Source organism: Streptomyces sp. NPDC026394, from assembly GCF_055567735.1.
On record NZ_JBVHPX010000006.1, the window covers coordinates 123,077 to 149,065 of the forward strand.

Here is a 25,989-nt window from a genome sequence, read left to right on the forward strand (position 1 = left end):
TCAGGCTGCCTTTCGGGTCGGGCGCTCAACTGGCGGTGGCGGGAGCAGCGCGGGATGCGATGAGGCGGCGGCGTGCAGCCACTTCGTCGTGGCGAGGGCGCCGCGGAACGCCTTGTGTGCGGCCCGTCCGGCGGGCATGGGCACCAGCGCGTGCGAGCGGGCGCGGAGGTTGAGGACGCCGGTGCGTTCGATGCGGGGCATCGGCGCGTCCGTGTCGTCGGGCAGCAGGACGGTCTCGGCGTAGCGCAGCGCGGCGAGCTGGAGTGTGTTCTCCGGGTACACCGACTTGGCCGGGCGGGTCGCCGAGGTCTTGTAGTCGATCAGCCACAGCTCGCGCCGCCTGCGCGGGCCGGTGGGCAGCCGCACCATCAGGTCGGCGGTGCCCGCGTAGCCGAGCCGCCGGTGCAGCACCGTGATCTCGGTGGCCTCGACGTGCTCGGCCGGGTCGACGCCCCAGGCAGTCAGCCACAGGTCGAGCTGCGCGATGTACGGAGCGACTTCGGCGTCGTCCGCGAGCGGGGCGCCGAGGACGCGGGCTTCGGCGGCCCTGTGGATGCGGTCGCCGAGGTCGGCGGCGACCTCCTTGGCGTCACGGTGCAGGGCCTTGATCTCCTGCGTCAGGGCGGGGCGTTCGGCGAGGACCCGGCGGGCGATGTCGATGGCGTTGTCGAGGACGTGCTCGACGGTGACCTTTACGCCCCACGGCACCAGCGCGCGGCTCTTGTTGACGGCGGTGTCGATGACGTTGGTGACCGAGACCAGGTCCGGTCCGCCGGCCGGATCGGTGTAGTAGCGGCCGTTGTCGGTATCGCGAGCGTGGCGGGGGCTGGTCATCAGAAGGGTTCCGTTTCGTAGACGCGGCGGCGCCACAGGGGCAGTCGCCAGGTGCGGATGTCGACGAGGCAGGCGCAGCCGTCCCAGTCGGGGCCGTGGCCGGTGGGGACCCAGCCGCCGCCGGTGCCGTTACAGCGGGTGCAGTGCGGGTCGGGGCCTCGGAAGAGGTGAAGGGCGCGCTGGTGCCAGTCGATTTCCCAGCGGCCGATGCGGATAGTGCGGCCCATGGGGACCTCCGGAAGGGTGTGGGGTGCCTGGCCGCCCGCGGCGGGAAGGGTGCGGGCGGCCGGCGGGGTGGGTGATGTCAGATGCGGGCTGGCATGACGACGGCGTGGTAGCGCACGTCCTTGTCGACCGGCCGGATCAGTACCGGCTTGTTCGGCGTGTACAACCACAGGCGGGCAGGGCCGTTGATGGGTGGCAGTACGGAGGTGAGGAGCCGCGGGGCGAAGCGGATCGTCCAGCCGTCATCGAGGCCGTCAATGCCGGCGTCGACGCTGGTCTTGGAGGCGGGGCCGTCGCCGCGGGCCTCAATGTCGATGTGGTCGCCGCGCATGGTCAGGTCGACACGGGCGGTCTTCTCGGTGACGAGAGACGCGCGCCCGATGGCGGAGGCGAGTTCGGCCGAGTCCACTTCGACAGTGCCGACGGCCGCGTCCTCGCTTGGGGAGTACTGCTCGATGGGCGGGAATGGGGCGGCCAGGGTGCGGGTGGTGAGCGCGCGGGACGCGGAGCGGATACCGGCGGTGGCGCCCTGCCCCCCGAACGCCAGCCCCAGGTCGCCCGGCCCGGCCATGGCCTTGGCGGCGGGGCCGAGCACGTGTGCCGGAATGAGGACGCTGCCGTCGGGCAGCCCGTCGGGCTGCCAGTCCAGGGAGCGCACGGCGATGCGGTAGCTGTCGGTGGCGGCCGTCTCCAGGCGGATGCCGTCGACCGTGATGCGGATGCCGCCGAGGGCCTCCATCTTTCCGACCGCGTCGCCCGGCGCCAGGGCGGCGACGGCCACATCGCTGATGGCCTGGGTGAAGGCCGTAGCGTCGACCGTGCCCGTCGCCTCGGGTGTTTGCGGCAGGGCCGGGTAATCGCAGGCGGCCAGCAGCGGCAGCCGGAACCGGTCGCTGCCTGCGGTGACGGTCAGTTCGTGGGCGCCGGTCTCCAGGGTGACGGGCTTGTCGGGCAGGGCGGCGGCGATGCTGGCGAACAGCCGGCCCGGCACGACCGCCGCCCCGTCGGCGCCCACACCCTCACCGATGCCGACGGTGGCCTGCCCGGCGGTCTCCAGGTCGAAGCCGCTGGCGGACAGCTCACCACCGGTGACCTGGAGGAGCATGCCCATCAGGGCGGGCTGCAGGGATTTGACGGGCACGTGCCGGACGGCCCACTTGGTGGCCGCGGCGAGTTCGGGCTGGGGGATGACGGCGCGCATCAGGCCGCGTCCTCGTCGTCGAACGGCAGCGTCTCGGCCTGCGGGACGGACTCCGGTCCCTCGGGCTGGTCGGCGGCCGGCCAGGCGTACAGGCGGCCGGTGCCGGTCACGGCGAAGGGGGGAAACAGTTCGAGCTGGGTGTACTGCATGATGGCCTCCAAGGAATTGGTCGCCGGGCGGGCCGGTCTGGTCACGGCCCGCCCGGCCGTTCAGGCGGCTACGGCGTCGGCTTGCGGTAGATGCCGGACTGTCCGACATGCGTCCGGTGTTGAAGCCCTTCCCGGCACCACATGCACCCGCAGCGGAAGTAGACGAAGCGGCCCTTGAGGTAGGTGACGATTGCCCAATTCGGTCGCCCGTCTCGCGCGTCACAGATCGGGTCACCGATGGCGAAGTACTCACGAGCTTCAGCCATCACGCCCTCCGAGGGCGCGCAGCTCAAGGGCGGCGAGTCGAGCGAGCAGTGGAGTGATCGCGTTACGCGCCATGACGGTGAAAGCGGCGTTTCGGTAGTCCTGTGCGCCGCCCCCGAAGACCGCGATCGGTTCCCCCTGTGCATCGAGCACGACCCCCGGGTCGACAGGGCTCGGTTTCCAGCCGCCCGGGGATGCCTGAGCAGACAGGGCGGCGAGCTCGTAGCCGACCTCGTTCTCCTTTCGTCCGATCACGCCCTGCGGGTCTTCGAGGGCGCCGGAGTAGTCGATGGCCGCGGCGTCGAAGTCGGCCTCCAGCTCGGCCGCCAGCCGCGCGTTCTCGTTCTCCAGCCCGACGGCGATGCGCCGGGCCTGCTCCAGCTGGCCGGCCAGCTCCTGCTGCTCCTTGTCCGCGACGGCCACTGCGGCGTCGGCCAGCACGGTTCCGAGGTCGGGGCCGATGGGCTGCTGCTCCTGGTACGCCCGGTACGCGTCGAGGAGCGCGTCGTGGTACTGCGTGAGCCGCCTGCGCCGGGCCAGCTCCAGCCGGTAGTCAGCCACGGCGCTCCTCCAGCTCGCTCACCCGCTGCTGGACTCGGCCCAGGTGCGCCGCGAACACGGCCTCGGGTTCATCGACGAGGGAGGCGAGCGCCGTGAGTGCGGTGATCGCCACGTCGCACAGCTCGTCGGCGACGTCCTCGACGCTGTGGGTGATGCCCTTGCGCGGGTTCTGGCCGGTCATGCCGATGTACGCCTGGGCGGCCTCCCCCACTTCTTCGCTGATCTTCAGGATGCGGAGGGCCAGCTCCTGCGGGCTGCGGCCGTTCGCGCCGTCCAGCCAGGCGACGAAGTCGCGGATCGTCGGCCACATGCCGCTGGTCAGCAGTTGCGGGTAGCTCATGCGGCCACCGCCTCGGTCGCGGGCGTCAGCCACAGCTGCACCACGGCCTGCGGCATCGCGCCGGGCGCCTCCGGCCACACGAACTCGATGGCGTCGCGCTCGGCTTCGGTCACCAGACGCCGGCCCGCGATCCCGCCCTGCTCGCGCAGGACAGCCTGCTCATAGGCCCTACCGAAGGTCAGGAGACGGCAGCGCACCACCGGCAGCCCGGACTGGGTGACACCCGGCACCTCCCAGTCCCGCGTTGCCGGAAGACGGGGCAGCCGGTCCCCGGTCAAGTCCCGGATCACCGCGTTCAGCAGGGCAACGGTGTACGTCACGACGCACCTCCGCAGGTCCAGTCGGGGTAGTCGGCGGCGGTGCTGCAGCACTCGGGGTGCTCCAGCAGGTAGATCGCACCGGCGGTAGCGGCCCGCTCCTTGTCGCCCATGGCGCGCAGGAGAGCGTCATCCTCGGTGCTGACGGCGTCGGCCTGCCGGGCCTGCGCGTCCTGCAGGGCGCCCAGCACCTTCGCCGGGGTGACGCGGCTCGCGGCATCCAGGCGGACCTGCTCGACGGGCACGTCCAGGGCCTCGATCGCGGGGCGCGGAGTTGTCGTCGACATCACGACTCACCGCCCTTCCGCCGCTGCCCGTCGCCGAGATTGCGACGCCGCCGGTACTCGCCACCCGTCACGCCGCCGGGCGTGACACCGACTCCGATGCCGCCCATCAAGCTGCCGGAACTCTGGTATTTCGGTCCGCTTGGCCTGTTGGCGCGGATCTTCTCCGCCCATTCGTTCCAGCTGAGGAAGGTGTGCGTGCCCGCGACCAGGGCGTCCCACAGAGCGACGGCAGGCGTCGCGCGGTCACCCAACGGAAGGCTCACGGCGTGCGCGACGGCGTTGCACAGGTCGCAGCAGCAGCAGTTGGGGTCGCCATCGCCCGTGAGCTCACCCTCGAAGCGGCCGAAGTCCATCGGGTCGTAGGCGAGGCACGAGACGCTGAAACCGTTGCCCGTCAGGCACGGGTGGAGGTGCTCCTCCTGGCCGCACCGGCAGAGGGAAGTCGCCATCACCGCTCACCCCCGGTGCGGGCGAGGGCGGTACGGGCCTCGTCGAACGCCCGCTCCAGCAGCACGCTCTGCCGGGCGGCCAGCATGCGCAGCCGGTCCACCTCGGCGGCCAGCTCACGCCCGGCCGCACGCAGTCCGGCGGCGGAGGCGGTCTCGTCCCACAGCAGGTCGTCGATCTCCGCGCGGCGGGAAGGGGACAGCTCAGGCACGGGACTCACCCGCCTCGACGGCGTCGGCCATGCGGCGCAGCTTCTCCTCCGCCGCGGTCCAGGCGTCGTCGTGGTCCGGGCCGCCGTAGCCGAAGGCGTCGGGCGCGACCACATCGGCGGCCTCGTGCAGCACCTCGGCGTCGCGGCGGTCGAGTGCCGCCTCGAACTCCGGCTGCGTGCCGGGCCCGCCGTTCAGGAACAGGTCCAGCAGGTCGTCGCGGGCGCTCATGCCGCACCGTCCTCGGCGGGGTGGTACTCGACACGGCCGTCGCCGTACACAGTCACCGCGAACACGGCGCCCTCCAGCGCCACCGGCATTCCGTGCGTGCTGTGCAGGACGATCTGCAGCTGCGCACCGAACACCGGGATGACCTCGATCCGGCACGTGTCCGCGTCGAGCCGCTCGACCAGTGGAGACCTGGGAGTAGGAACAGAAGGGGTGGGAGATGATGGAGACACGATCTGCCTCGTCTCTAGGAGATGGTGAGAGGTGGATCCAGGCCCCGGCTGCCGGGCTTAGGCCCCCGGCGGTTGGGGCCGCATACCGCGCTAGGCGGCGGCCTTGGCTTCGACCGGTGCGGTGGCCGGGTCGAGGGTCGGGTTGGAGTGCGGGTCGGCGGCCTCCTGGGCGGCCAACCAGGCGTCGAGCACCGTGACGCGGTAGAAGACTCGGCCGCCCGCCCGGAAGCTCGCCGGCCCCTTCTTCTTGATCCGCCATTTCCTGAGCGTGCTGATCTCGTATCCGAGGTAGTCAGCGGCGTCCGGGAGCCACAGGCACCCGGGAGGAGCATTCCTCGGCGTGTTCGGCACGGCGATTCCTTCCTCGACGACAGCGTTCTTCGGTCAAGCCGCTTCGTCGCGATCTGGAGACGATGGGGGCGCGAAAAGAGTCAGGACCGCCACACCGACGGCCTCCGCGATGCCGTGCGCCACCTCGGGACTGCAGTCCGTTCGCTCACCACTGAGCAGGTGTCCGACCAAGGAGTGATGGCTCAGCCCTGCGGCCGCGGCAAGGGATCGCACGGTGTACGGGGTGCCGCGTCCGGGGTGCTTCATGACGTACTGGAGCCAGGCCCGGTCGCGAAGCGCGTATCGCACTCTCAACGCCTCTCCATTAGGACGAAGCGTCTTCGATTAAGACCAGTGAAGCACCTGGGAGACGGTTCGTCTACGGTTTGGAACGGCCGGATCTGAAGTTTCCGCGTAACGGCAGCGGGGCTAGCATCGTCCTGTAGACGGAATGGCTTTGCGTCGAGATGGTTGTACGGGCTGACCTGCGATTTATAGAGTCGCCCTGGATCTCTCCAGAGACAGCCGACGTGGATGTGATGCGAAAGGAACACGACATGGAGGCTCCGGCCCCCGACCGCGAGCGCGACAGCAGCCCCGCTCCCCTACCTGACTCCCTGACGCACGACATGGACCGGGACGAGCTCAGCCGCCTGATCCGCGAGGCCAACGACGCCGGCATGAGCTACCAGCAGATGGCGTCCAAGGCTGTGGACCCCGAAACCGGCGAGCAGGTGTCCAAGCCGTACCTGCAGAAGCTGGCCACGAATGCAGTCACCTCGGCGCCCGGCGCCGCCCGTCTGAAGGCCATCGCTGCAGCGCTCGGCCGGCCAGCGTCGGTGATCCAGCGCGCCGCGGCGCGCCAGTTCCTCGACTACCAGGCGACCGAGCTGTCCGGGTACGACGACGACGTGCGCGTCATCGTGGCCCATCTGGCAGGGATGCCTCCGGCGGAGAAGAGGAAGTGGCGCGCCATGATGGAAGCGGCGGACCGGGCCGACCGCGACCTCTCTTAGGGCTCGCAGGTCACGGTCCGGCTCTGTACCGATACAGATCGTCTACGGACTGTTGTCCGCTCATGTTCTTGGCGGTAGCTTTTCGGGACTGAACACATCCGTCCCAGGGGCTCCCCCACACCCCTGTGTGCGCGCATGGGGGTGCAGGATGCTCGATGTCCAGTACGTCTACTCCGAAGACCGGACCCTCGACGAGCCCGTAGCCGTCAAGGAAACCCGAGGAACGATCAAGTTCGAGCTGTACCGCGGCCTCTTCCTGCCAGAAGGGGTAGCGGCACTCAACGCGACCACCGCCCAAGTCATCGCCGGCGGACAATGGTTCCAGCTGTGGAGGGGTGAGGTCGTCTCCATACACTCGCCGGAGCTGAGGGGGTTCAAGCATGGCCGGCTACATCGAGGACCGCTGGTGGACCAAACGCCCCGACCCCGAAACGGGTAAGAAGCGCAAGACCGCCCTCTACGGCAAGGGCAAGAGGTACAAGGTCACCGGCATCCCGGGCGTGCGGGCTCGCTCTTTCGATGCCATCGCCGACGCCAAGCGATGGAAGGCCAAGGCGGAACATGAGACGAGCCAGGGCGAGTTCTTGGACCCCCGCCTCGGCCGCATCACGCTGACGGAGTACATCGAGGACCACTGGTTGCCGGCCCGCCATGACGACCCGGCAACCCGCAGGACGATCCTCGGCCGACTGAAGCACATCGAGGCGCATCTCGGCGCTACCGAAATCGGCGCGATCAAGGCCCAGCAGCTGCGATTGTTCCTCAAGGAGCTGCAGTCCCGCATAGGCCCCAACACGACGCTTGGCGTGTGGGGCTACCTGTCAGCCATCTTGCAGACTGCCGTAGATGACGAACGGATCCGCAAGAACCCGTGCAAGACCAGGTCGATCACGCTTCCGACGCTACCTGAACGCGAAGTTCAGCCATGGACTCGCGAGCAGGTCCGTGCCGTGCGCTCGGCTCTGCCTGAGCGCTTCCGAACGATGGTGGATGTGGGCGTCGGAGTTGGTCTTCGGCAGGGGGAAGTCCTCGGCTTGGCCGAAGGCGACATAGACATGGAGGGCGGCGTCATCCATGTGCGCCGGCAGCTGAAGAAGGTCGGCTCCAAACTGGTCTTCGCCCTGCCGAAGAGAGGCAAGATTCGCGCCGTCCCCGCCCCGCCCTACCTGCTGGCGCAGCTAAAGGCGCACATGGAGGCATTCCCTCCGAAAAAGATCACCTTGCCTTGGGGGGACCCGGACGCCCCTACCTCGGAGAAGGAGGAGAAGGAGCGGGCCCCGCAGACCTTCCCTCTTGTCTTCACGAGCGCCAGGGGGTGCGCGATCCGCCGCGACTCTTGGAACCAGTGGAGCTGGAAGCCGGCCCTTGCCGCGGCCGGAATCATTCCCGAGCCCGAGATGGTGCGCCAGGGCGCTCTGGGGCGCGTCGTCCCTCGCTATGCAGAGGCGCGCGAGGACGGCTTCCACGCCTTGCGGCATACCTTCGCCTCGGTGCAGCTACACGCGAGGGAGACGATCGTGGCAGTATCGAAGTGGCTGGGGCACGCCGACCCGTCGATTACGTTGCGCGTGTACGCGCACATGATGCCCGAGGCCGACGGCCGCGGACGCCACGCGATGCAGCGGTGGTTCGAGGCGGATTCCTAAAAGATCTCCCTGGTTTCTCCCTGGGTCAGTCGCCGGCCACTCCGTTCGGGCCCCGCACCTGCGGCCCCCTACGCGGTCTCTGACGAATCGCCCCAGCTGACACCCTTGCTGAGCTGGGGCGATTCCTATCGACCCCCTCCTCCCGGCACGCGGTACTACGGGGCCGGGGTGGGCCAGCGCCCTCCGTTGAGCCAGAAGCCCTGGATCTCCTCCAGCTGCCGGCCCTTGGTCTCGGGGGCGGTGCACGCGGCGAAGACCAGCGCGCCGAGCGCGAGGACGCCGAGGCCCGCGAAGGTCGTCGCGGCCCCCGCCCAGGACATCAGGGACGGGAAGAACTGCGCGATGAGGAGGTTCGCGACGAGGTCGGCGGTCAGCATCGCCGACGCGCCGGTGGAGCGCAGCTGGGCGGGGAACGCCTCACTGGCGTACACCCAGATCAGCGAGCCGAAACCGAAGTTGAAGGCGGCGGTGAAGAGCAGGATGGCGCCGAAGCCGATCCAGGTGCCGGAGCCCGTCAGGTCCCCGAAGCCGAACACGGCGGTCAGGACGCCGAGCATGGCCGTCATCGTGGCGATGCCGGAGAGCAGGACGACGCGGCGGCCGAGCCGGTCGATGATGAGGATGGCGAGGACCGTCGCGGCCAAGGAGGCCAGCTGCACGAAGGACGGCAGCAGGAAGTTCTGGCCGTCGCCGGTGAAGCCCATCTCCTCAAAGATTTGCGGGCTGTAGTACGTCACCGCGTTGATGCCGGTGATCTGGCAGAAGAAGCCGAGCCCGAGGACGAAGAGCGCGGCGCGCGCGTACGGCTTGCGCAGCAGCGAGCGCAGCGACCCGCCGCTCTCCTCGGCCAGGGCGGCCCGGACCGCCTCGGTCTCCGCGCGCGGGTCGACGTCGGGGTCGGTCAGTGTCATGACCTCGACGGCCTTGTCGGTCCGGCCCTTGAGGACGTACCAGCGGGGTGTGTCGGGAAGCCGGAACAGCGGGATCAGCACGAGGGCGGCGGGGACCGCGGACAGGCCCAGCATCAGCCGCCAGTGGCCGCCGTCGGACAGCCCCCAGTTCACGAAGTACGTGAGGGCGATGCCGGCGACCGTGGCGACCTGGTACGCGGCCACCGAGGCGCCGCGGGTGCGCGCCGGTGACGACTCTGCGATGTACAGCGGCGCGGCCACGATCGAGATGCCGATGGCGACACCGAGCAGGAACCGCACCGCGTCCAGGACGACGACGTTCGGGGCGAGCGCGGAGAGCGCCACGAAGACCGTGTAGGAGCCCGCGACGATCAGCATGGCGGCCTTGCGGCCCAGCGCGTCGGCCAGCTTGCCGCCGATCAGCGCGCCCAGGATCGACCCCAGCACCAGGATGCTGTTGACCAGGCCCTTCTCGGTGTCGCTGAGGTGGAAGTCCTTGCTCAGGAACACCAGGGCGCCGGAGATGCTGCCGGTGTCGTAGCCGTAGATGACGCCGACGACGGCTCCGGTGAGGGCGAAGAGCCGGCCGGTGCGCCGGGGCGGCGGGCCCTCGGGGCCCGGCGGCGAGGACGGTGACTGCGTGGAGCGCGTTGCAACGGACATGGGGAGTCCTTTGTGACGACTGTCGGCGGAACGGCCTTGCTGCGTGACGATCACCGCGGCAGCCGCCGGTGGACGGCCGGTGACCGGACGTACCGCCCGGCGCCGGCGCTGGCAGCACCGTCCGACGGCCGCCGCTCCACTGCGGCTGCGTGAGTGATCCTGCGAGTATTCGACTCCTTTCATTCATGTGTCAACAGTCATCCGGGGCGGCCAGGTCCGCCGCATACCTCCTGTACGGAGCGCCAGTTCACGGCACATCCCTTCCCGCACTACGGGCACTCCCACCCTTCCGAGGGATGGATTACGCCGCAGGGCGTGCGTAGAGTTGCTTGCAATCGAGCATGTTGTTGCTAGTTCACGCAGACAACTGGAGGGCGTCGTGAGCGGGACCTCGTACATGGAGCAGGAGCTGCGCAGCCAGCCGGACACGTGGCGGGAGGCGGCGCGGATCGGCGCCGCCGGCACCCCGCTGCCCGGCGCCGGCCGGCGGGTCGCGGTGGTGGGCTGCGGCACCTCGTGGTTCATGGCACAGGCGTACGCCGCCCTGCGCGAAGGTGCCGGGCTCGGGGTGACGGACGCCTTCGCGGCCTCGGAGGCGTCCCTCGGCGCCGACCGGGGCTACGACGCCGTCGTGGCGATCACCCGCTCCGGGACCACGACCGAGGTGCTGCGCCTGCTGGAGCAGGTGAAGGGGCGCATCCCGACGGTGACCGTGCTCGGTGACCCCGACACCCCGGCGACCGCGCTGTCGGACGCGACGGTCACCCTGCCGTTCGCCGACGAGAAGTCCGTGGTGCAGACCAGGTTCGCGACGACCGCGCTCGCGCTGCTGCGGGCCCACCTCGGCGAGGACCTGTCCGGCGCGGTGCGCGACGCGGAGGAGGCGCTGACCGCGCCCGTGGAGAAGGAGTGGCTGGACGCCGAGCAGTTCTCCTTCCTCGGCACGGGCTGGACGTACGGGCTGGCCAACGAGGCGGCGCTGAAGATGCGGGAGGCGTCGCAGAGCTGGACGGAGTCCTACCCCGCGATGGAGTACCGCCACGGCCCCGTCTCCATAGCGGCACCGGGCCGCATCACCTGGGTGTTCGGACCGGTGCCGGAAGGCTTGGAGGCGGAGGTCGCCCGGACCGGCGCCGGGTTCGTGCGGCACGGGCGCGACCCGCTGGCCGAGCTTGTGCTGGTGCAGCGGATCGCCCTGGAGCGGGCCCGCGCCCGCGGCCTGGACCCCGATAACCCGCGCAGCCTGACCCGGTCGGTGATGCTCACGGCACCGGAACCGGCGGCCGGGTAGCGGGGCGGGCAGGCCGGCCCACTCCCCCGCCCTGCCCCTTCGTACCGCCGTCCACCTTCACCGCCCACGCCGCCCGCCGCCCACGCCCCCGCCGCCCGCACCGTCCACGTCCGCACCGTCCACGAACTGCCGGAGACGGCCGTGTTCCGCAAGGGAGTCAGGACCCCATGCCCCTCGTTCCCACCTCGTCGATCGTCACCGCCGCCCGTGAGGCGCGGGCCGGCGCCGCGGCGTTCAACGTCATCCACCTGGAGACCGCCGAAGCACTCGTCACGGCCGCCGAGCGCAGCGGCTTCCCGGTCATCCTCGGCATCAGCGAGAACTGCATCCGCTACCACGGCAGCCTGCTGCCCATCGTCCGCGCCACCCTCGCGCTCGCCGAGGCGTCCCCCGCCCGGGTCGCCGTGCACCTGGACCACATCACCGAGCCGGATCTGGTGCGTGCGGGGGTCGAGGCCGGGGTGCGGTCGGTGATGGTGGACGCCTCGGCCCTTCCGTACGAGGAGAACGTCGCCGCCACGGCGGAGCTGACCGCCTGGTGCCACCAGCGCGGCGCCTATGTCGAGGCCGAGCTGGGCGAGGTCGGCGGCAAGGACGGTGTGCACACCCCCGGTGCCCGTACGGACCCCGACGAGGCGCTGGCGTTCGTCCGCTCCACCGGGGTGGACGCGCTGGCCGTCGCCGTCGGCTCCTCCCACGCGATGCACGAACGCACCGCCGTCCTGGACAAGGAGCTGATCGGGGCGCTGGCCGGGAAGCTGCCGGTGCCGCTAGTGCTGCACGGCTCCTCCGGTGTGCCCGACGACGAGCTGCGCCGGGCCGTCGCCGCCGGCATGACGAAGATCAACATCTCCACCCATCTGGTCTCCGTCTTCACCCGCAGCATCCGGGACACCCTGGACGCGGACCTGACCCTCGTCGACTCGCGCAAGTACGTGAAACCGGCGCGCGAGGCCGTGGCCCAGGAGGCCGCCCGGCTCCTGGCCCTGCTCGGCGCCCCGGCCGCGGTACCGGGCCAGTCGCCAGCCGCGGAGGCGCCCGTGCAGAAGTGAGACGCGTCCGCCGGGGCGCGTGCGCTCCGGTGGTCGGACGACACCAGGGGCCGGCCCGGGACCCTCGGCGGGTAACGCCGGGCGGGCGCCCCTCGGCACATGGCGCCGGGCGGGGCACCCCTCGGCGGATGCTGCCGGACGGGGCACGCACCCTCGGCGGGTGACGCCCGGCGGGCACCCCTCGGCGGATGACGCGAAAACGCTTGCGTACCCTCCCACCACGGGGTGTACGTGGTGCCTGCCCACCCCTCGCCCCCGGCCGACCGCAGGGCTTCCCGATATCACGCAGGCCGCCGGAGAGGACTTAGGCTCGCGCCATGAACCGCCATGAACGGATGAACGCCCTCCTTGAGCTGCTCGGCGAACGCGGCCGGGTGGAGGTAGAGGAGGCCGCGTCGCAGCTGGAGGTGTCGGCCGCGACGATGCGGCGCGACATGGACGCCCTGGCCGACCAGCAGCTGCTGACCCGCACCCGGGGCGGCGCGGTGCTCAGCTCGGTGGCGTACGACCTGCCCATCCGTTACAAGCGGGCGCACCGCGCCGCGGAGAAGGAAGCGGTGGCGCAGGCCGCGGCGAAGCTGGTCGAGCGCGGTGACGTGGTCGGCCTCAGCGGCGGCACCACGACCACGGAGATCGCCCGGGTGCTGGCCACCCGACCGGAGTTCGCCGAGGCGGGACCGCAGCCGCATCTGACCATCGTCACCAACTCGCTGAACATCGCCAACGAACTCGCCGTACGGCCACAGATCAAGATCGTGCTGACCGGCGGCGTGGCGCACTCCAGGTCGTTCGAACTGGTCGGCCCGTTCAGCGAGCTGGTCCTCCAGCAGATCTCCGTGGACATCGCCTTCATCGGCGCCAACGGCATAGAACCGGTGATGGGCGCGACCGTGCACGACGAGGCGGAGGCCCGGATCAACCGGCTGATGGCCGAACGGGCGCGGCGCGCCGTGGTCGTCGCGGACTCCTCGAAGATCGGCGCCCGCTGCTTCGCCCGGGTCGGCGGCGCGGACGTCTTCGACACCCTCATCACGGACAGCGGCGCGCGGGAGTCCGTCCGGCGGGAGTTCGGCGAGCGGGGCCTGCGCGTGGTGGCCGCCCGGACCGCCGCCGAGGACTGACCCGCAGCCGCGCGAAGATCCACCGGCCCCGTCCGAAGCCATAACAGGCCACAAACTCGCGCCTCCACCCCGCGCCCCGCAGCCCGCCTCACGCCTCCCGCCCGTGCTTCCCACCCCGCAGACCGCCTCACGCCCGCCGCCCGCGCCTCCCGCCCAGCAGACCGCCTCACGCCTCCCACCCCCGCAGCCCGCCTCACGCCTCCCACCTCGCGTCTCACCCTGCCTAGCCTCGACGTGCCTCCCGCCCCGCGCCTCACGTCTCTGCCCCGCAGGCGGTCCTCGCAGTCCGTCCCCGCAGGCCGCCCCCGCAGGCCGCCCCCGCGCGGGCCACCCCGCGCACCGCGCCTCGCATGCCGCGCTGCCGCCTCGGCCGGCACGCCGTCGTACGCCGTCGCACGCCCCGGCGTGATCGGCATCTGGCGGCGTCCGGCGGCCACTGCCACGATGGCCCGATGGATTCTCTGGATCAGAAGGTGACGGTAAACAGGCGTACGGCGCACCACTCTCCCGTGCGGAGCGTGCGCAGGATCAATCTCGGCTACTTCGTCCGTCCCACGTCGGAGACCGGCGGGCCGGAGCCGCGGGTGGAGCCGGTGCTCGCGTATCTGGTGCGGCACGATGCCGGGTTACTGCTGTTCGACACGGGAATCGGTGCCGCCGATCCGGAGACCGAGGCCCACTACCGCCCCCGGCGCCGGTCCTTGGAGGCCGCGCTGGCCGCCGCGGGACACCGGCTCGACGACGTGTCCGTGGTGGTCAACTGTCATCTGCACTTCGACCACTGCGGCGGCAATCCGCTGCTCGCCGGGCGGCCCGTCCTGGTGCAGGAGACGGAGCTGGCCGAGGCCCGCGCGGGCGGGTACACCGTGGACGCCCTGGTCGACTTCCCGGGTGCCGTGTACGAGGAACTGCGTGGCGAGGCCGAGGTGTGGCCCGGCGTGCACATCGTCCCCACGCCGGGGCACACCGCGGGACATCAGTCCCTGGTGGTGGAGCAGCAGGAGGGCACGGTGGTCCTCGCGGGCCAGGCCCGTGACTTCGCCTCGGATTTCGCGTCGGACCAGTTGGCCCGGCACGCCGCCCTCGAAGGGGTCGCCGCCCCGCTGCCCGGTCATCCGCCGTGGCTGGAGCGGCTCAGCGCGTTCGAGCCGCGGCGGGTGATGTTCGCCCACGACGGTTCGGTGTGGGAGCCCGCCGAGTCCCCCGAACCGTAGCGGACCCGGTCCGACGGCGCCCGGCCGCTCCGGCGGCGGGCTGACGCGGCCGCGGGCTGACGCGGTGTCACCAGGTGCGGTCGCCGCGCGGTACGGCGTCGGCGCCGCCTTCGAGGAAGACGGTGCTCGGAAGGGGCTCCGCTCCACTTCTCAGTGAGATCCCTTCTGAGCGAGCTCCCCCTATGAGCGAGCCCTCCTACGAGCGAGCCCTCCTGTGAATGAGATCCCCTAATGACTGAGCGCGGATCCTGCCGGGTTCTGAGAACCGATCGCCTCGCAAGGCGTAAGGGACGCCTGCCCCTGGGCCTCCTGCTCAGCGGCAGGCGCTACGCCGTGGCCTGCGGAGTCTGCGCCTCGGGGTGAAACTGCTCGACGCGGTCGCGCTTGGTGTACATGTTCCAGTAGTGCTCGGCGAGGTCATCCGGGTCGACGACCGGGAACCGCGGACCGTCGGCCGACTCGAAGGCGGCCTGGGCCGCGGCGGCCACCTCACTGCGGGCGATCAGGGACGCGATGGTCAGGGCGCCGACGTGGATACCGGTGCCGACCAGCTCGGCATTGAGGGAGTACAGGTAGTTGCGGGTGGCGGACATCACCGGGCCCAGACCGCTGAGGTGGGGCATCGGCTGCGCTGCCGAGTAGCCCTGGGCCAGCAGGAAGGTGCCCTCGCCGCGCTCGGTCCATTCCGGCAGCACCGCCCGGACCACCTCGACCGGGGTGAGCAGCAGGAGCGGAACCAGCCCCTGCAAAGTGGCCGCGTCCAGCTCGGCGGCCGGGGTGAAGCCCTGGTCGCCGCTGATCGGCCCGTACTCGACCACGTCGATCCGGCCGAAGCGCTCACGGATCGCCCCGACCAGAGCGGGTACCTCGGCAGGCTCGGAAAGGTCGGCGGAGAACGCGACCGCCTCGATGCCTTCGTCGGCGAGCACCTCGACGAGGGCGTCCAGCCGATCCTTGCGACGGGCCACCAGTGCGACCCGGAAACCTTCACGCCCGAAGCGGCGGGCCACGGACACACCCAGACCGGTACCGGCACCGAAGACGGCGATCACTTTGGACATGGGACTGCTCCTTGCCTGAGCGGCTTTCTTGACCCACCGGTCAACTTACCGCCGACCGTAGCACTCAACATGACCCACAGGTCAAGTTAATCTGCCGAAGCGTGCGACCATGGAGGCCGCAATGCCAGGACCAGGAGGAACCACCGGATGCGGGCCGACGCCCAACGGAACGCGCAGAAACTGCGAGCAGCCGCCGCCGAGCTCTTCCAGGAGCGCGGCCTCAAGGTCTCCCTGAAAGAGATCGCCCGCCGGGCCGGGGTCAGCCACGGCACTCTCTACAACCTCTTCGGCAGTCGCGAGGCGCTCATCGACGAAGTGGTGACCGGCCTGGCCGCGGACCGTCTCGGCGAAGCCGCCGAGCGCGCCCTGTCCTTCGAGGAGGCCTGGGAGGGGTTCGCGTACTACATCGAGAAGGTCTGTGAACTGCAGGCCACCGATCCCGCGGTCGCCGATGTCATCAGTGGTCGTTACCCGGCCGCCGAGTGCCTCATGACGCTCTGCTCCCAGGCGAAAGACGCCGCCACGCGGATCATCGAGCGAGCCCGGCTGGCCGGCGCCATCCGGCCGGACTTCACCAGCGAGGACCTCCTGCTCTTCTTCGGCACCAACGCGCTGCTCGCTCGCGCGGCCGCGGACACCGCACCCGACGCCTGGCGCCGCCAAGTCACCTTCCTGCTCGAGGGGCTGAGCACGGAAAAAGTGTCTGAGCCACTGTCCGTCGCCCCGCTGACCCAGCATCAGGTGTACGACGTGATGGGCAAGCTCGCCGGCACGCCGTAGCAGCGGACGCCTCAGGGAACGAAAGCGCTGCCCGCGCCCCACAGGGCGCCGTCCCCGCAAACGGCTGTTCCAGGGACCTCCTCGGGCGCCAGGGCTTCGACGGTCGCGACGGCCCCGGCCACCGCCGTACGCGGCGCGACCTCCTCGGCGGCCGCCCACAGCGCGGCGACGTCCAGGCCACGCCATGCTCGGCGATCAGGCCCGGCCCTCCCCGGTCAGGATCTTCGACGCCTTTGCCAGGATGCGCGCGGTCTTCTCCCGTCACGGCAGCATCGCCAGGCGATCACGCTCCGAGGCACGGTCCAGGAACCGGCCGATGGGGCGGACGGTGCAGATCCGCACCGCGGCGCCCGGCCGGTGCGCGCCGGTACACCGCAGCGCGATCAGGTCACGGCCGTCGCCACCGTGGAAGCAGAACCGTTCCGGCTACGGGCGCGCGGGCGCCTGGGTGAATATCCCGTTCGCGTCGGCCTGCTCATCAGTCAGCGACGCCACCGGCACGATCGGACCGGACGGTGGTCAGCGCCGACAGCCGCTCGTCCGGGCCCGGCGAGCAGTGGCTGCCACGGTCGCCGGCCTACCTCGGTGCCCCGTACACCGGTTCCGGTGCCGTCGCCTCGGCGAGCAGGCTGCGTGCCGTGTCGCCCGCCTCGGCCGGGGTGAAGCGGGCCCGCCGGTCGGCGGTGGGGCCCGGGCGCCAGCCCTCCATGACCATGATGCGCCCGCCCTCGGCCGCGAAGACCCGGCCGGTGACGCCTTCGGAGGCGGTGGAGCCGAGCCAGACGACGAGCGGAGAGACGTTCTCGGGGGCCATCGCGTCGAAGGTGCCGTCCGCCGGTGCCGCCATGGTCTCGGCGAAGGTCCGTTCGGTCATCCGGGTGCGGGCGGCCGGGGCGACGGCGTTGACCTGTACGCCGTACCGGCCCAGTTCGGCGGCGGCCACGAGGGTGAGGCCGAGGACACCTGCCTTGGCGGCGGAGTAGTTGGCCTGGCCGACGCTGCCCAGCAGCCCCGCCCCCGAACTGGTGTTGACGACGCGAGCCCGTGGCGGAGCGCCCGCCTTGGCCTGCGCGCGCCAGTGCGCCGCCGCGTGCCGGAGCGGCAGGAAGTGACCTTTGAGGTGGACGCGCAGGACGGTGTCCCACTCGTCCTCCGTCAGGTTCACCAGCATCCGGTCGCGTACGAAGCCCGCGTTGTTGACCAGGGTGTCCAGCCGTCCGTACGTGTCCAGCGCGGTGGCCACGAGCGAGGCGGCTCCGGCGGGCGTGGCGACGTCACCGCCGTGGGCGACCGCCTCGCCGCCCGCCGCGCGGATCTCCGCGGCCACCGCGTCGGCGGGACCTCCGCCGTCCTCGGCCGGGGTGCCGTCCGGCCGTACCCCCAGGTCGTTGACGACGACCCGGGCTCCTTCGGCGGCGAACGCCAGGGCGTGGGCACGGCCGAGGCCGCGGCCCGCGCCGGTGACGGCGACCACGCGGCCGGCGCAGAGACCGGCGGCGGCGCTTCCGGTCGGGTGGTCATCGGTCATCGCTGCCCTCCGGGTCGACGGTGACGGCCGTACCGGCCGCCGGGGCTGGGGACGAGAACGGGGGCGCCGGTGGGCACGGGTGCGGGTGCGGGTCCGGTGTTCCGGGAGGCCGTCCGGCCGCCTCCGGAAAAGCCGCTGGTCCGGCCGCCTCCAGGAAGGCCGGCCGTTCGCCCCCGCCGTGGACGGCCAGGCTCGCTCCGCTCACGTAGGCGCACCGGTCGCCGGCGAGGAAGGCACAGAGGTCACCGATCTCGTCGGGGGTCGCTAGCCTGCCGAGCGGGACGGTACGGCCGACGGCGGCGATGCCCGTTTCGTCGCCGTAGTGCAGGCGGGAGAGTTCGGTACGGACCATGCCGACGACCAGGGTGTTGACGCGGATGTGCGGTGCCCACTCGACGGCCATGGTGCGGGCGAGGTTCTCCAGTCCCGCCTTCGCTGCCCCGTAGGCGGCGGAGCCGGGGGACGGGCGGGTGCCGCTGACGCTGCCGATCATGATGATCGAGCCGCCGGACGGCTGCCGCGCCATGACGGCCCGCGCGGCGAGGGAGACGGTCAGCGGCGCGACGAGGTTCAGCTCGACGACCCGGGCGGCCTGCTGCGGGGAGGAGTCGTCGAGGAGCCGGTACGGGGTGCCGCCCGCGTTGTTGACGAGGATGTCGAGGCGTCCGTGGCGGGCCCGTACCCGGTCGAAGCAGGCGGCGACCGCGTCGGGGTCGCGCACGTCCATGGGCGTGAAGGCGGCGGTGCGCCCGTCCGCCGCCGTGACCGGCCGTTCCGGCGGGCGGCGTGCGCAGGCGACGACTTCGGCCCCGGCCGCCAGCAGGGCCCGGACGATACCGGCGCCGACGCCCCGGGTGCCGCCCGTGACGACCGCGACGCGCCCCGCCAGGTCGATGTCGAGCGCCAAAAGGCCACCTCCGCCCTCCCGTTGCGGGCACCGCGCTGCTACCTTCTCAAGCAGCCTGCACCTAACAAACGTTTGGTGGAAAGGTAGCTGATCCGCCCATGGGTGTCTCCACCACCGTCACCGTGTCCCGCCCCGAGGACGGCACCGCCCTCGTCACCGTCGACCGGCCGCCGGTCAACGCCCTGCCCGTACAGAGCTGGTTCGACCTGGCCGACGCGGTACGCGCGGCCGGCCGCGACCCCGGCGTCCGCTGTGTGGTGCTCGCCGCGGCGGGCCGCGGCTTCAACGCGGGCGTGGACATCAAGGAGATGCGGCGGACGCCGGGGCACGCCGCGCTGCTCGGCGCCAACCGGGGCTGTTACGAGGCGTTCGCGGCCGTCTACGACTGCGAGGTGCCGGTCGTCGCCGCCGTACAGGGCCACTGCCTGGGCGGCGGCATCGGGCTGGTGGGCAACGCGGACGCGATCGTGGCGAGTGACGACGCGACGTTCGGCCTGCCCGAACTGGACCGCGGCGCGCTCGGCGCGGCCACCCACCTCGCCCGGCTCGTCCCGCCGCACCTGATGCGCACCCTCTACTACACCTCGCGCACCGTGACCGCCGCCGAACTCCACCGGCACGGCTCCGTCTGGGCCGTGGTCCCGCGCGACGAGGTGCGGCCGGCGGCGCTGGCGCTGGCCGGGGAGATCGCCGCGAAGGACGGGTACCTGCTGCGGCTGGCCAAGGCCGCCATCAACGGCATCGACCCGGTCGACGTGCACCGCAGCTACCGCTTCGAGCAGGGCTTCACGTTCGAGGCCAACCTGAGCGGCGTCGCCGACCGGCACCGGGACGCCTTCGCGCGGAGGGGAACGCCGACGGACGGACCGGAGCGCGGACGCAGTGCCGACATCTCCGGAGGGGAGCCGGGTTGAGCGACAAGAGGATGACCGCCGACGACGTGGTGGCGCGGCTGGAGAGCGGAATGACGCTCGGCATCGGCGGCTGGGGATCGCGCCGCAAGCCGATGGCGCTCGTCCGCGCCCTGCTGCGGTCCGGTCTGACGGATCTCACCGTCGTCTCCTGCGGCGGTCCCGACGTGGGCCTGCTGGCGGCCGCCGGAAAGATCCGCCGGCTGGTCACGCCCTTCGTCACGCTGGACTCGGTCCCCCTGGAGCCGCACTTCCGCGCCGCCCGCGAGCGCGGCGCCCTGGAACTGACCGAGCTGGACGAGGCGATGTTCCTGTGGGGGCTGACCGCGGCGGGCCAGCGGCTGCCGTTCATGCCGGTACGGGCCGGGCTCGGCTCCGACGTACTGCGGGTCAATCCCCACCTGCGTACGGTCACTTCGCCGTACGAGGACGGCGAGGTGCTGGCCGCCGCCCCGGCGCTGCGGCTGGACGCGGCGCTGGTGCACCTCGACCGGGCGGACGCGCGGGGCAACGCCCGGTACCTGGGGCCCGATCCGTACTTCGACGACCTCTTCTGCGAGGCGGCGGACGCGGCGTACGTCTCGTGCGAACGGATCGTGGACGGCGAAGAGCTGGCGCGGGCGGGCTGCCCGCAGACGCTGCTGGTCAGCCGGATGTTCGTCAGCGGTGTCGTGGAAGCGCCGCACGGTGCGCACTTCACGTCCTGTGTGCCGGACTACGGGCGGGACGAGGCGTTCCAGCGGGCGTACGTCCGGGCGGCGGCGGACCAGGACACCTGGGCGGCGTTCGTCAAACGCTTCCTGTCGGGCGACGAGGACGACTACCGGGCGGCGGTGGCGGCCTTCACCGAAGAGGCCGGAAGCGAAGAGAGCAACGAGTCCGCAGCGTCCACCGCCGAGGAGCGCCGATGACCGCCCGCACGCCGACGGCAGCCGGCGCCGGTTCCACCGCCGTCACCCGCGCCGAGTACTGCGTGATCGCCTGTGCCGAGGTGTGGCGCGGCGCGGGTGAGGTGCTCGCCTCCCCCATGGGCACGGTCCCCGCCCTCGGTGCGCGGCTGGCGAAGCTGACCTTCTCCCCCGACCTCCTGCTGACCGACGGCGAGGCGCTGCTCGTCGACGGCGGACCGGCGGCAGGAGCGACGGGCGCGCCGTCGGCGGTGACCGAGGGCTGGCTGCCGTACCGCCGGCACCTGACGCTGGTCGCCACCGGCCGCCGGCACGTCATGATGGGCGCGAGCCAGATCGACCGGTACGGCAACCAGAACATCTCCTGCATCGGGGACTGGGCGCGCCCGTCCCGTCAGTTGCTCGGGGTACGGGGCGCCCCGGTCAACACCCTCAACAACCCGACCAGCTACTGGGTGCCGAAGCACTCGCTCCGTACCTTCGTCGAGCGGGTCGACATGGTCTGCGGCGTCGGGTACGACCGGGCCGCGTCGGCCGGGCCGTCCGCCACCCGCTACCACCGCGTCCCGGAGGTCGTCAGCGATCTCGGTGTGTTCGACTTCGAGACGCCCGGCCGCACCATGCGGATCCGGTCACTGCATCCCGGCGTACGGCTCGCAGACGTCCGTGCGGCGACGGGGTTCACGCTCCGCCTGCCGGACGGCGGCGGGGCCGACGGCTGCGGGACCGGCGGGGACGGACCGGATGGCGGCGTACCGGACGGTGGTGTTCCGTCCACCCGTGAACCGACCTTCCAAGAGCTGCGGCTGCTCCGCGAGGTCGTCGACCCGCGGGGGCTGCGCGACCGCGAGGTGCCGCCGTGCGGCCCCTGACCACCGCGCTCACCGCGCTGACGGGCGTCCGCCACCCCGTCGTGCAGACCGGCATGGGGTGGGTCGCCGGGCCGCGCCTGGTCTCCGCCACCGCGGAGGCGGGGGCGCTCGGCATCCTGGCGTCCGCCACCATGTCGACCGGGCAGCTTCGGGCCGCGGTCCGCGAGGTCGCCTCCCGTACGGACCGGCCCTTCGGCGTCAATCTGCGGGCGGACGCCGGGGACGCGGCCGAGCGGGTGCGCATCATCGTCGAGGAGGGCGTACGGGTCGCCTCGTTCGCCCTGGCGCCCTCGCGGGAGCTGATCGCCCGCCTCAAGGACGCGGGGGTCGTCGTCATCCCGACCGTGGGGGCGCGGCGGCACGCGGAGAAGGTCGCCGCGTGGGGTGCGGACGCGGTGATCGTCCAGGGCGCCGAGGGCGGCGGGCACACCGGTGAGGTGGCGACCACCGTACTGCTGCCGCAGGTCGTGGACGCGGTGGACATCCCGGTCGTGGCGGCCGGCGGCTTCCACGACGGGCGCGGGCTGGTGGCCGCCCTGGCCTTCGGGGCGGCCGGCGTGGCCATGGGGACGCGCTTCCTGCTCACGTCCGACAGCACCGTCCCGGAGGCGGTCAAGGCGCGCTATCTCGCGGCCTCGGTCGGGGACGTCACCGTGACGCGCGCGGTGGACGGGCTGCCGCACCGGATGCTGCGGACGGACCTGGTCGCCGCCCTCGAACGGTCCGGGCGCCCGGCGGCGCTGCTGCGGGCCGCGCGGCACGCGGCGGCGTTCCGGAAGCAGGCGGGTACGGGCTGGGCCCGTACGGTACGGGACGGGCTGGCCATGAAGCGGGGGGCCGGGCTGACCTGGAGCCAGGTGCTGCTGGCCGCGAACACGCCGATGATGCTGCGGGCCGCGCTGGTGGAGGGCCGTACGGACGCCGGGGTGATGGCGTCCGGGCAGGTGGCCGGGGTCATCGAGGACCTGCCGTCGTGCGCGGAACTGGTCGGCCGGATCATGGCGGAGGCGACGGCGGCGCTGGACCGGCTGGAGCGGGGCGGCACGGGGTGAGCGGGGCGGCCGGTCCGGGCCGGGCGGGCACGAGCAGTCCGGGCCAGGCAGGCACGGCCGCTGCGGGCCGGGCAGGCACGGCCGGTCCGGGCCAGGCAGGCACGAGCAGTCCGGGCCGGGCAGGCGTGGGCTCTCCGAGCCCGGCAGGCGCGGCCGGGGCGGGCCGGGACCCGAACACCGGTCCGGATGTCGTCCACTACGGTGGGACCGACCACTGTAGGCCGCCCCGGCTCCCGCCGCGGGCGGAGATTTCCGTCGGGGGAGATCGCATGCGCAAGTTCCTCGCCACGGCCGTCGCGGCGACGGCGCTCAGCACGACGCTGGGTCTGGCCACGGCCTCGCAGGCCGCGGCAGCCCCGCGGGCGCCGCAGTGCGCCAAGGTGATGAAGTACTTCACCAAGGACCACAAGCGGTTCGTCCGCCTGAAGAACCTCTGCGCGCAGCGCACGGCCTGCTACACGATCGTCGTACCGGCCCGGCCCGCCGTGAACGGCCGGCTCACCAAGGCCGCGACCAAGGACGTCCGGTACGGCACGGACCGGGGCCCGCGCGCCCTGTACGTGAAGAACCGGGCCTGCTGACACCGCGGCGCACCGGGGGGCCGGGCCCGGAGGCCCGGTTCCCGGCCCGTCTCACAGCCGTTCGATCACGGTCACATTGGCCTGGCCGCCACCCTCGCACATCGTCTGGAGCCCGTAGCGTCCGCCGGTGCGCTCCAGCTCGTGCAGCAGCGTGGTCATGAGTTTGCAGCCGGTCGCGCCGAGCGGGTGGCCGAGGGCGATGGCGCCGCCGTTGACGTTGACCCGGGCGGGATCGGCGCCGGTCTCCTCCAGCCAGGCCAGGACCACCGGCGCGAACGCTTCGTTGATCTCGACGAGGTCGACGGCGTCGATGCCCAGCCCGGTCTTCCGCAGCGCGTGCGCGGTGGCCGGGATCGGCGCGGACAGCATCCGGACCGGGTCCTCGCCGCGTACGGAGAGGTGGTGGACACGGGCGCGCGGGGTCAGCCCGTGGTCCCGTACGGCCTGCTCGCTCGCCAGCAGCAGGGCCGCGGCGCCGTCGGACACCTGGGAGGAGACGGCGGCCGTGAGCCGGCCGCCCGGCACCACCGGCGCGAGGGCGGCCATCTTCGCCGCCGAGGTGTCACGCCGCGGGCCCTCGTCGGCCGTCACGTCCCCGTACGGGACCAGTTCGCGCGCGAAGCGCCCCTCGTCGGCGGCGCGGACGGCCCGCCGGTGCGAGCGCAGCGCGTACTCCTCCATGGCCGTACGGGAGATGCCCCACTTGTCCGCGATGAGTTCGGCGCCGTGGAACTGGTCCACCGGCTGGTCGCCGTACCGGGCGCGCCAGCCGGTGCTGCCCGCGAACGGCCCCTCGGTCATCCCGAGCGGTTCGGCGGCCCGGCGGCTCGCGAAGGCGATGGGGATCATCGACATGTTCTGCGTGCCGCCCGCGACCACCAGGTCCTGGGTGCCGGAGAGCACGGCCTGCGCGGCGAAGTGGACGGCCTGCTGGGAGGAGCCGCACTGCCGGTCGACGGTGACGCCCGGCACCTCCTCGGGGAGCCCGGCCGCCAGCCAACTGGTGCGGGCGATGTCCCCGGCCTGCGGGCCGACGGCGTCCAGGCAGCCGAAGACCACGTCGTCCACGGCGGCCGGGTCCACGCCCGTACGCGCCATCAGTGCTTTCAGGACGTGCGCGCCGAGGTCGGCCGGGTGCGCGGCGGCGAGCCCGCCGCCGCGCCTGCCGACCGGAGTGCGCAGCGCGTCGATGATGTAGGCCTCTGCCATGCCGGCTCCTCGGTCGTCGGGACGGGCGGAGCGTGCGGGGTGCGGTGCGGCTCTTCCTGCGCAGCGCGAGGTGGCGCGTCAGTCCCGTACCGCGATGCCGTCCAGCACCATCGACAGGTACTGGCGGGCGATCTCCTCCGGGCCGTGGTGGCCGCCCGGCCGGTACCAGCTCGCGGCGACCCAGACGGTGTCGCGGACGAACCGGTAGGTGAGCCGGACGTCGAGGTCGGGGCGGAAGACGCCGTCGGCGACGCCGCGTTCCAGCGTGCCGAGCCACGCCTTCTCGAACTTCTGCTGCGAGTCGGCGAGATAGCCGAAGCGGGGCCGTCCGGCGAGCTGCTTGGACTCCTTCTGGTAGATGGCCACGGCGGGACGGTGCCGGTCGATCTCCCGGAAGGACTCGGTGACCAGGGCCTCGATGGTCTCCCGGGGGCCGAGCCCGGCGGCGAGCACCGCGTCGTACCCGGCCCACAGCTCGCCCAGGAAGGTGCTGAGGATCTCGTCCAGCATCGACTCCTTGGAGTCGAAGTGGTAGTAGAGGCTGCCCGCGAGCAGACCGGCCTCGTCCGCGATCCGGCGTACGGTCGTCGCGTCGTAGCCGTGGTCGGCGAACACCTCGGCCGCGGTGGCGAGCAGTTCGCGGCGGCGGGCGGGCGACGGCGGGGTCACGGCGGACTTCCTGGCGGACTTCCCGGCGGCCTTCCGGGCGGCCGGTTTCTTCTGGGGGCTGCTGTCGGTGGGCACCGGGCCATTGTCCCTCCCCGATCTCCCCGGTCACGCGCGCTGGCTGCTGACCGGGACCGTCTCGCCGGTCATGTACGAGGCGTAGTCGCTGGCCAGGAAGACGATGACGTTGGCGACCTCCCACGGTTCGGCGGAGCGCCCGAACGCCTCCCGGCCGGTCAGCTCGGCCAGCAGCTCCCCGCCGGTGACCTTGGCCAGGTGCGGGTGGACGGCCAGGCTGGGCGAGACGGCGTTGACCCGGACCCCGTACGCGGCGGCCTCCACCGCGGCGCAGCGGGTCAGGGCCATCACCCCGGCCTTGGCGGCGGCGTAATGCGCCTGGCCGCGCTGGGCGCGCCAGCCCACCACCGAGGCGTTGTTGACGACGACTCCGCCCCGGCCGGCCGCGCGCATCCGGCGCAGTGCGGCGCGGGTGCAGCGGAAGGTGCCGTTCAGGGTGACGTCGAGGACGGCGGTCCACTGGTCGTCGGTCATGGCCACCAGGTCGGCACTGCCGCCGAGTCCGGCGTTGTTGACGACGACGTCCAGGCGCCCGTGCAGCCGCTCGGCGTGCTCGAAGAGGGCGGTGACCTGCGCCTCGTCGGTGACGTCACAGGGCTGTGCGGCGACCCGCCCGGCGCCGAACTCGGCGGCGAGCACGGCCTCGGACTCCTTCAGGCGCCGGGTGTGCGCGTCGGAGAGGAGTACGTCCGCGCCTTCCTCCAGGAGTTTGCGCGCGGTGGCGCCGCCGATGCCGGTGCCCGCCGCGGCGGTGACGACGGCCGTGCGGCCGGTGAGCAGGCCGTGTCCGGGGACGTACGGGGGTGCCGGGTGCGCCGTCGGAGGCTTCTCGGGCGTCATGCCGGTACGCTAACCTACCAAACACTTGTTAGGGAACGGTCCCGCAGGAGCCCGCCG

33 protein-coding genes are annotated in these 25,989 nt (G+C 72.1%); 12 read left to right on the forward strand and 21 right to left on the reverse strand.

What is annotated here, in order from left to right:
- From ACZ4QV_RS16685 to ACZ4QV_RS16750, 14 genes are all read right to left on the reverse strand, one after another.
- Entirely contained in the window at positions 1-834 is an 834-nt protein-coding gene (locus ACZ4QV_RS16685; protein WP_467763048.1) for a hypothetical protein, read from the reverse strand.
- Entirely contained in the window at positions 834-1,061 is a 228-nt protein-coding gene (locus ACZ4QV_RS16690; protein WP_467763049.1) for a hypothetical protein, read from the reverse strand. The genes ACZ4QV_RS16685 and ACZ4QV_RS16690 overlap by 1 nt, the downstream gene beginning before the upstream one ends.
- A gap of 77 nt (positions 1,062-1,138) precedes the next feature.
- On the reverse strand, positions 1,139-2,260 hold the full coding sequence (locus ACZ4QV_RS16695) for a DNA polymerase III subunit beta (RefSeq protein WP_467763050.1): 1,122 nt from the start codon (positions 2,258-2,260) through the stop codon (positions 1,139-1,141).
- Positions 2,260-2,409, reverse strand: coding sequence for a hypothetical protein (locus tag ACZ4QV_RS16700; RefSeq protein WP_467763051.1), 150 nt, complete (start codon positions 2,407-2,409; stop codon positions 2,260-2,262). The genes ACZ4QV_RS16695 and ACZ4QV_RS16700 overlap by 1 nt, the downstream gene beginning before the upstream one ends.
- 68 nt (positions 2,410-2,477) lie before the next feature.
- Positions 2,478-2,675 carry a hypothetical protein gene (locus ACZ4QV_RS16705; RefSeq protein WP_467763052.1) on the reverse strand — a complete coding sequence of 66 codons (198 nt, stop codon included), beginning with the start codon at positions 2,673-2,675 and terminating at the stop codon, positions 2,478-2,480.
- Positions 2,668-3,234: a hypothetical protein gene (locus ACZ4QV_RS16710; RefSeq protein WP_467763053.1), complete on the reverse strand. Its 567-nt coding sequence runs from the start codon at positions 3,232-3,234 to the stop codon at positions 2,668-2,670. The genes ACZ4QV_RS16705 and ACZ4QV_RS16710 overlap by 8 nt, the downstream gene beginning before the upstream one ends.
- Positions 3,227-3,574 (reverse strand): MazG-like family protein, encoded by a 348-nt coding sequence (locus ACZ4QV_RS16715; RefSeq protein WP_467763054.1) that lies wholly within the window; start codon positions 3,572-3,574, stop codon positions 3,227-3,229. Before ACZ4QV_RS16715 ends, ACZ4QV_RS16710 begins: the two co-directional genes overlap by 8 nt.
- Positions 3,571-3,894: a hypothetical protein gene (locus tag ACZ4QV_RS16720; protein WP_467763055.1), complete on the reverse strand. Its 324-nt coding sequence runs from the start codon at positions 3,892-3,894 to the stop codon at positions 3,571-3,573. Before ACZ4QV_RS16720 ends, ACZ4QV_RS16715 begins: the two co-directional genes overlap by 4 nt.
- Positions 3,891-4,178, reverse strand: coding sequence for a hypothetical protein (locus ACZ4QV_RS16725; protein WP_467763056.1), 288 nt, complete (start codon positions 4,176-4,178; stop codon positions 3,891-3,893). The genes ACZ4QV_RS16720 and ACZ4QV_RS16725 overlap by 4 nt, the downstream gene beginning before the upstream one ends.
- A complete protein-coding gene (locus ACZ4QV_RS16730) occupies positions 4,178-4,627 on the reverse strand; it encodes a hypothetical protein (protein WP_467763057.1) in 450 nt (149 codons plus the stop codon). Before ACZ4QV_RS16730 ends, ACZ4QV_RS16725 begins: the two co-directional genes overlap by 1 nt.
- A complete protein-coding gene (locus ACZ4QV_RS16735; protein WP_467763058.1) occupies positions 4,627-4,836 on the reverse strand; it encodes a hypothetical protein in 210 nt (69 codons plus the stop codon). Before ACZ4QV_RS16735 ends, ACZ4QV_RS16730 begins: the two co-directional genes overlap by 1 nt.
- Positions 4,829-5,065, reverse strand: a complete 237-nt coding sequence (locus tag ACZ4QV_RS16740) for a hypothetical protein (protein WP_467763059.1) — start codon at positions 5,063-5,065, stop codon at positions 4,829-4,831. The genes ACZ4QV_RS16735 and ACZ4QV_RS16740 overlap by 8 nt, the downstream gene beginning before the upstream one ends.
- A complete protein-coding gene (locus ACZ4QV_RS16745) occupies positions 5,062-5,295 on the reverse strand; it encodes a hypothetical protein (protein ID WP_467763060.1) in 234 nt (77 codons plus the stop codon). The genes ACZ4QV_RS16740 and ACZ4QV_RS16745 overlap by 4 nt, the downstream gene beginning before the upstream one ends.
- Positions 5,296-5,385: 90 nt before the next feature.
- A complete protein-coding gene (locus tag ACZ4QV_RS16750) occupies positions 5,386-5,646 on the reverse strand; it encodes a helix-turn-helix transcriptional regulator (RefSeq protein WP_467763061.1) in 261 nt (86 codons plus the stop codon).
- Between the two features lie 509 nt (positions 5,647-6,155).
- Here ACZ4QV_RS16750 and ACZ4QV_RS16755 point away from each other — a divergent pair.
- A complete protein-coding gene (locus ACZ4QV_RS16755) occupies positions 6,156-6,641 on the forward strand; it encodes a hypothetical protein (protein ID WP_467763062.1) in 486 nt (161 codons plus the stop codon).
- 380 nt (positions 6,642-7,021) lie between these two features.
- Entirely contained in the window at positions 7,022-8,287 is a 1,266-nt protein-coding gene (locus tag ACZ4QV_RS16760) for a tyrosine-type recombinase/integrase (RefSeq protein ID WP_467763063.1), read from the forward strand.
- 155 nt (positions 8,288-8,442) lie between these two features.
- Here ACZ4QV_RS16760 and ACZ4QV_RS16765 read toward each other — a convergent pair whose 3' ends face one another.
- Positions 8,443-9,861 carry a sugar porter family MFS transporter gene (locus tag ACZ4QV_RS16765; protein WP_361581428.1) on the reverse strand — a complete coding sequence of 473 codons (1,419 nt, stop codon included), beginning with the start codon at positions 9,859-9,861 and terminating at the stop codon, positions 8,443-8,445.
- 379 nt (positions 9,862-10,240) lie between these two features.
- Here ACZ4QV_RS16765 and ACZ4QV_RS16770 point away from each other — a divergent pair, with 379 nt between their 5' ends.
- The 4 genes from ACZ4QV_RS16770 to ACZ4QV_RS16785 all read left to right on the forward strand — a co-directional run bounded on the left by ACZ4QV_RS16770 (position 10,241) and on the right by ACZ4QV_RS16785 (position 14,539).
- Positions 10,241-11,152 carry an SIS domain-containing protein gene (locus ACZ4QV_RS16770; protein ID WP_361148265.1) on the forward strand — a complete coding sequence of 304 codons (912 nt, stop codon included), beginning with the start codon at positions 10,241-10,243 and terminating at the stop codon, positions 11,150-11,152.
- 167 nt (positions 11,153-11,319) lie between these two features.
- Positions 11,320-12,204 (forward strand): class II fructose-bisphosphate aldolase, encoded by an 885-nt coding sequence (locus ACZ4QV_RS16775; RefSeq protein WP_361636173.1) that lies wholly within the window; start codon positions 11,320-11,322, stop codon positions 12,202-12,204.
- Positions 12,205-12,521: 317 nt separating this feature from the next.
- A complete protein-coding gene (locus ACZ4QV_RS16780) occupies positions 12,522-13,325 on the forward strand; it encodes a DeoR/GlpR family DNA-binding transcription regulator (RefSeq protein WP_467763064.1) in 804 nt (267 codons plus the stop codon).
- A 509-nt stretch (positions 13,326-13,834) separates the two neighbouring features.
- On the forward strand, positions 13,835-14,539 hold the full coding sequence (locus tag ACZ4QV_RS16785) for an N-acyl homoserine lactonase family protein (RefSeq protein WP_467763105.1): 705 nt from the start codon (positions 13,835-13,837) through the stop codon (positions 14,537-14,539).
- Positions 14,540-14,865: 326 nt separating this feature from the next.
- On the opposite strand, the gene ACZ4QV_RS16790 is transcribed toward ACZ4QV_RS16785, so the two are convergent.
- A complete protein-coding gene (locus ACZ4QV_RS16790; RefSeq protein ID WP_467763065.1) occupies positions 14,866-15,600 on the reverse strand; it encodes an SDR family NAD(P)-dependent oxidoreductase in 735 nt (244 codons plus the stop codon).
- A gap of 147 nt (positions 15,601-15,747) precedes the next feature.
- On the opposite strand from ACZ4QV_RS16790, the gene ACZ4QV_RS16795 reads away from it, so the two are divergent.
- The gene (locus ACZ4QV_RS16795) at positions 15,748-16,380 is read left to right on the forward strand and encodes a TetR/AcrR family transcriptional regulator (protein WP_361148275.1); all 633 of its coding nucleotides are present in this window, start codon (positions 15,748-15,750) and stop codon (positions 16,378-16,380) included.
- Positions 16,381-16,957: 577 nt separating this feature from the next.
- Here ACZ4QV_RS16795 and ACZ4QV_RS16800 read toward each other — a convergent pair.
- The gene (locus tag ACZ4QV_RS16800; protein WP_467763066.1) at positions 16,958-17,908 is read right to left on the reverse strand and encodes an SDR family oxidoreductase; all 951 of its coding nucleotides are present in this window, start codon (positions 17,906-17,908) and stop codon (positions 16,958-16,960) included.
- Positions 17,898-18,815, reverse strand: a complete 918-nt coding sequence (locus tag ACZ4QV_RS16805) for an SDR family oxidoreductase (RefSeq protein ID WP_361148279.1) — start codon at positions 18,813-18,815, stop codon at positions 17,898-17,900. Before ACZ4QV_RS16805 ends, ACZ4QV_RS16800 begins: the two co-directional genes overlap by 11 nt.
- Positions 18,816-18,913: 98 nt before the next feature.
- Here ACZ4QV_RS16805 and ACZ4QV_RS16810 point away from each other — a divergent pair, with 98 nt between their 5' ends.
- From ACZ4QV_RS16810 to ACZ4QV_RS16830, 5 genes are all read left to right on the forward strand, one after another.
- A complete protein-coding gene (locus ACZ4QV_RS16810) occupies positions 18,914-19,729 on the forward strand; it encodes an enoyl-CoA hydratase family protein (protein WP_361581447.1) in 816 nt (271 codons plus the stop codon).
- The gene (locus tag ACZ4QV_RS16815; RefSeq protein ID WP_467763067.1) at positions 19,726-20,637 is read left to right on the forward strand and encodes a CoA transferase subunit A; all 912 of its coding nucleotides are present in this window, start codon (positions 19,726-19,728) and stop codon (positions 20,635-20,637) included. Before ACZ4QV_RS16810 ends, ACZ4QV_RS16815 begins: the two co-directional genes overlap by 4 nt.
- Complete coding sequence (locus ACZ4QV_RS16820; RefSeq protein WP_361636156.1) at positions 20,634-21,506, forward strand: CoA-transferase subunit beta; 873 nt, start codon at positions 20,634-20,636, stop codon at positions 21,504-21,506. The genes ACZ4QV_RS16815 and ACZ4QV_RS16820 overlap by 4 nt, the downstream gene beginning before the upstream one ends.
- On the forward strand, positions 21,503-22,558 hold the full coding sequence (locus tag ACZ4QV_RS16825; RefSeq protein ID WP_361581998.1) for an NAD(P)H-dependent flavin oxidoreductase: 1,056 nt from the start codon (positions 21,503-21,505) through the stop codon (positions 22,556-22,558). The genes ACZ4QV_RS16820 and ACZ4QV_RS16825 overlap by 4 nt, the downstream gene beginning before the upstream one ends.
- Before the next feature lie 269 nt (positions 22,559-22,827).
- The gene (locus tag ACZ4QV_RS16830; RefSeq protein ID WP_361148287.1) at positions 22,828-23,139 is read left to right on the forward strand and encodes a hypothetical protein; all 312 of its coding nucleotides are present in this window, start codon (positions 22,828-22,830) and stop codon (positions 23,137-23,139) included.
- A 51-nt stretch (positions 23,140-23,190) separates the two neighbouring features.
- Here ACZ4QV_RS16830 and ACZ4QV_RS16835 read toward each other — a convergent pair whose 3' ends face one another.
- From ACZ4QV_RS16835 to ACZ4QV_RS16845, 3 genes are all read right to left on the reverse strand, one after another.
- Positions 23,191-24,348 (reverse strand): acetyl-CoA C-acetyltransferase, encoded by a 1,158-nt coding sequence (locus ACZ4QV_RS16835; RefSeq protein ID WP_361148289.1) that lies wholly within the window; start codon positions 24,346-24,348, stop codon positions 23,191-23,193.
- Between the two features lie 78 nt (positions 24,349-24,426).
- Positions 24,427-25,017 (reverse strand): TetR/AcrR family transcriptional regulator, encoded by a 591-nt coding sequence (locus ACZ4QV_RS16840; protein ID WP_361148800.1) that lies wholly within the window; start codon positions 25,015-25,017, stop codon positions 24,427-24,429.
- A 105-nt stretch (positions 25,018-25,122) separates the two neighbouring features.
- Positions 25,123-25,932 (reverse strand): SDR family oxidoreductase, encoded by an 810-nt coding sequence (locus ACZ4QV_RS16845; protein WP_361148291.1) that lies wholly within the window; start codon positions 25,930-25,932, stop codon positions 25,123-25,125.
- Positions 25,933-25,989: the final 57 nt, after the last annotated feature.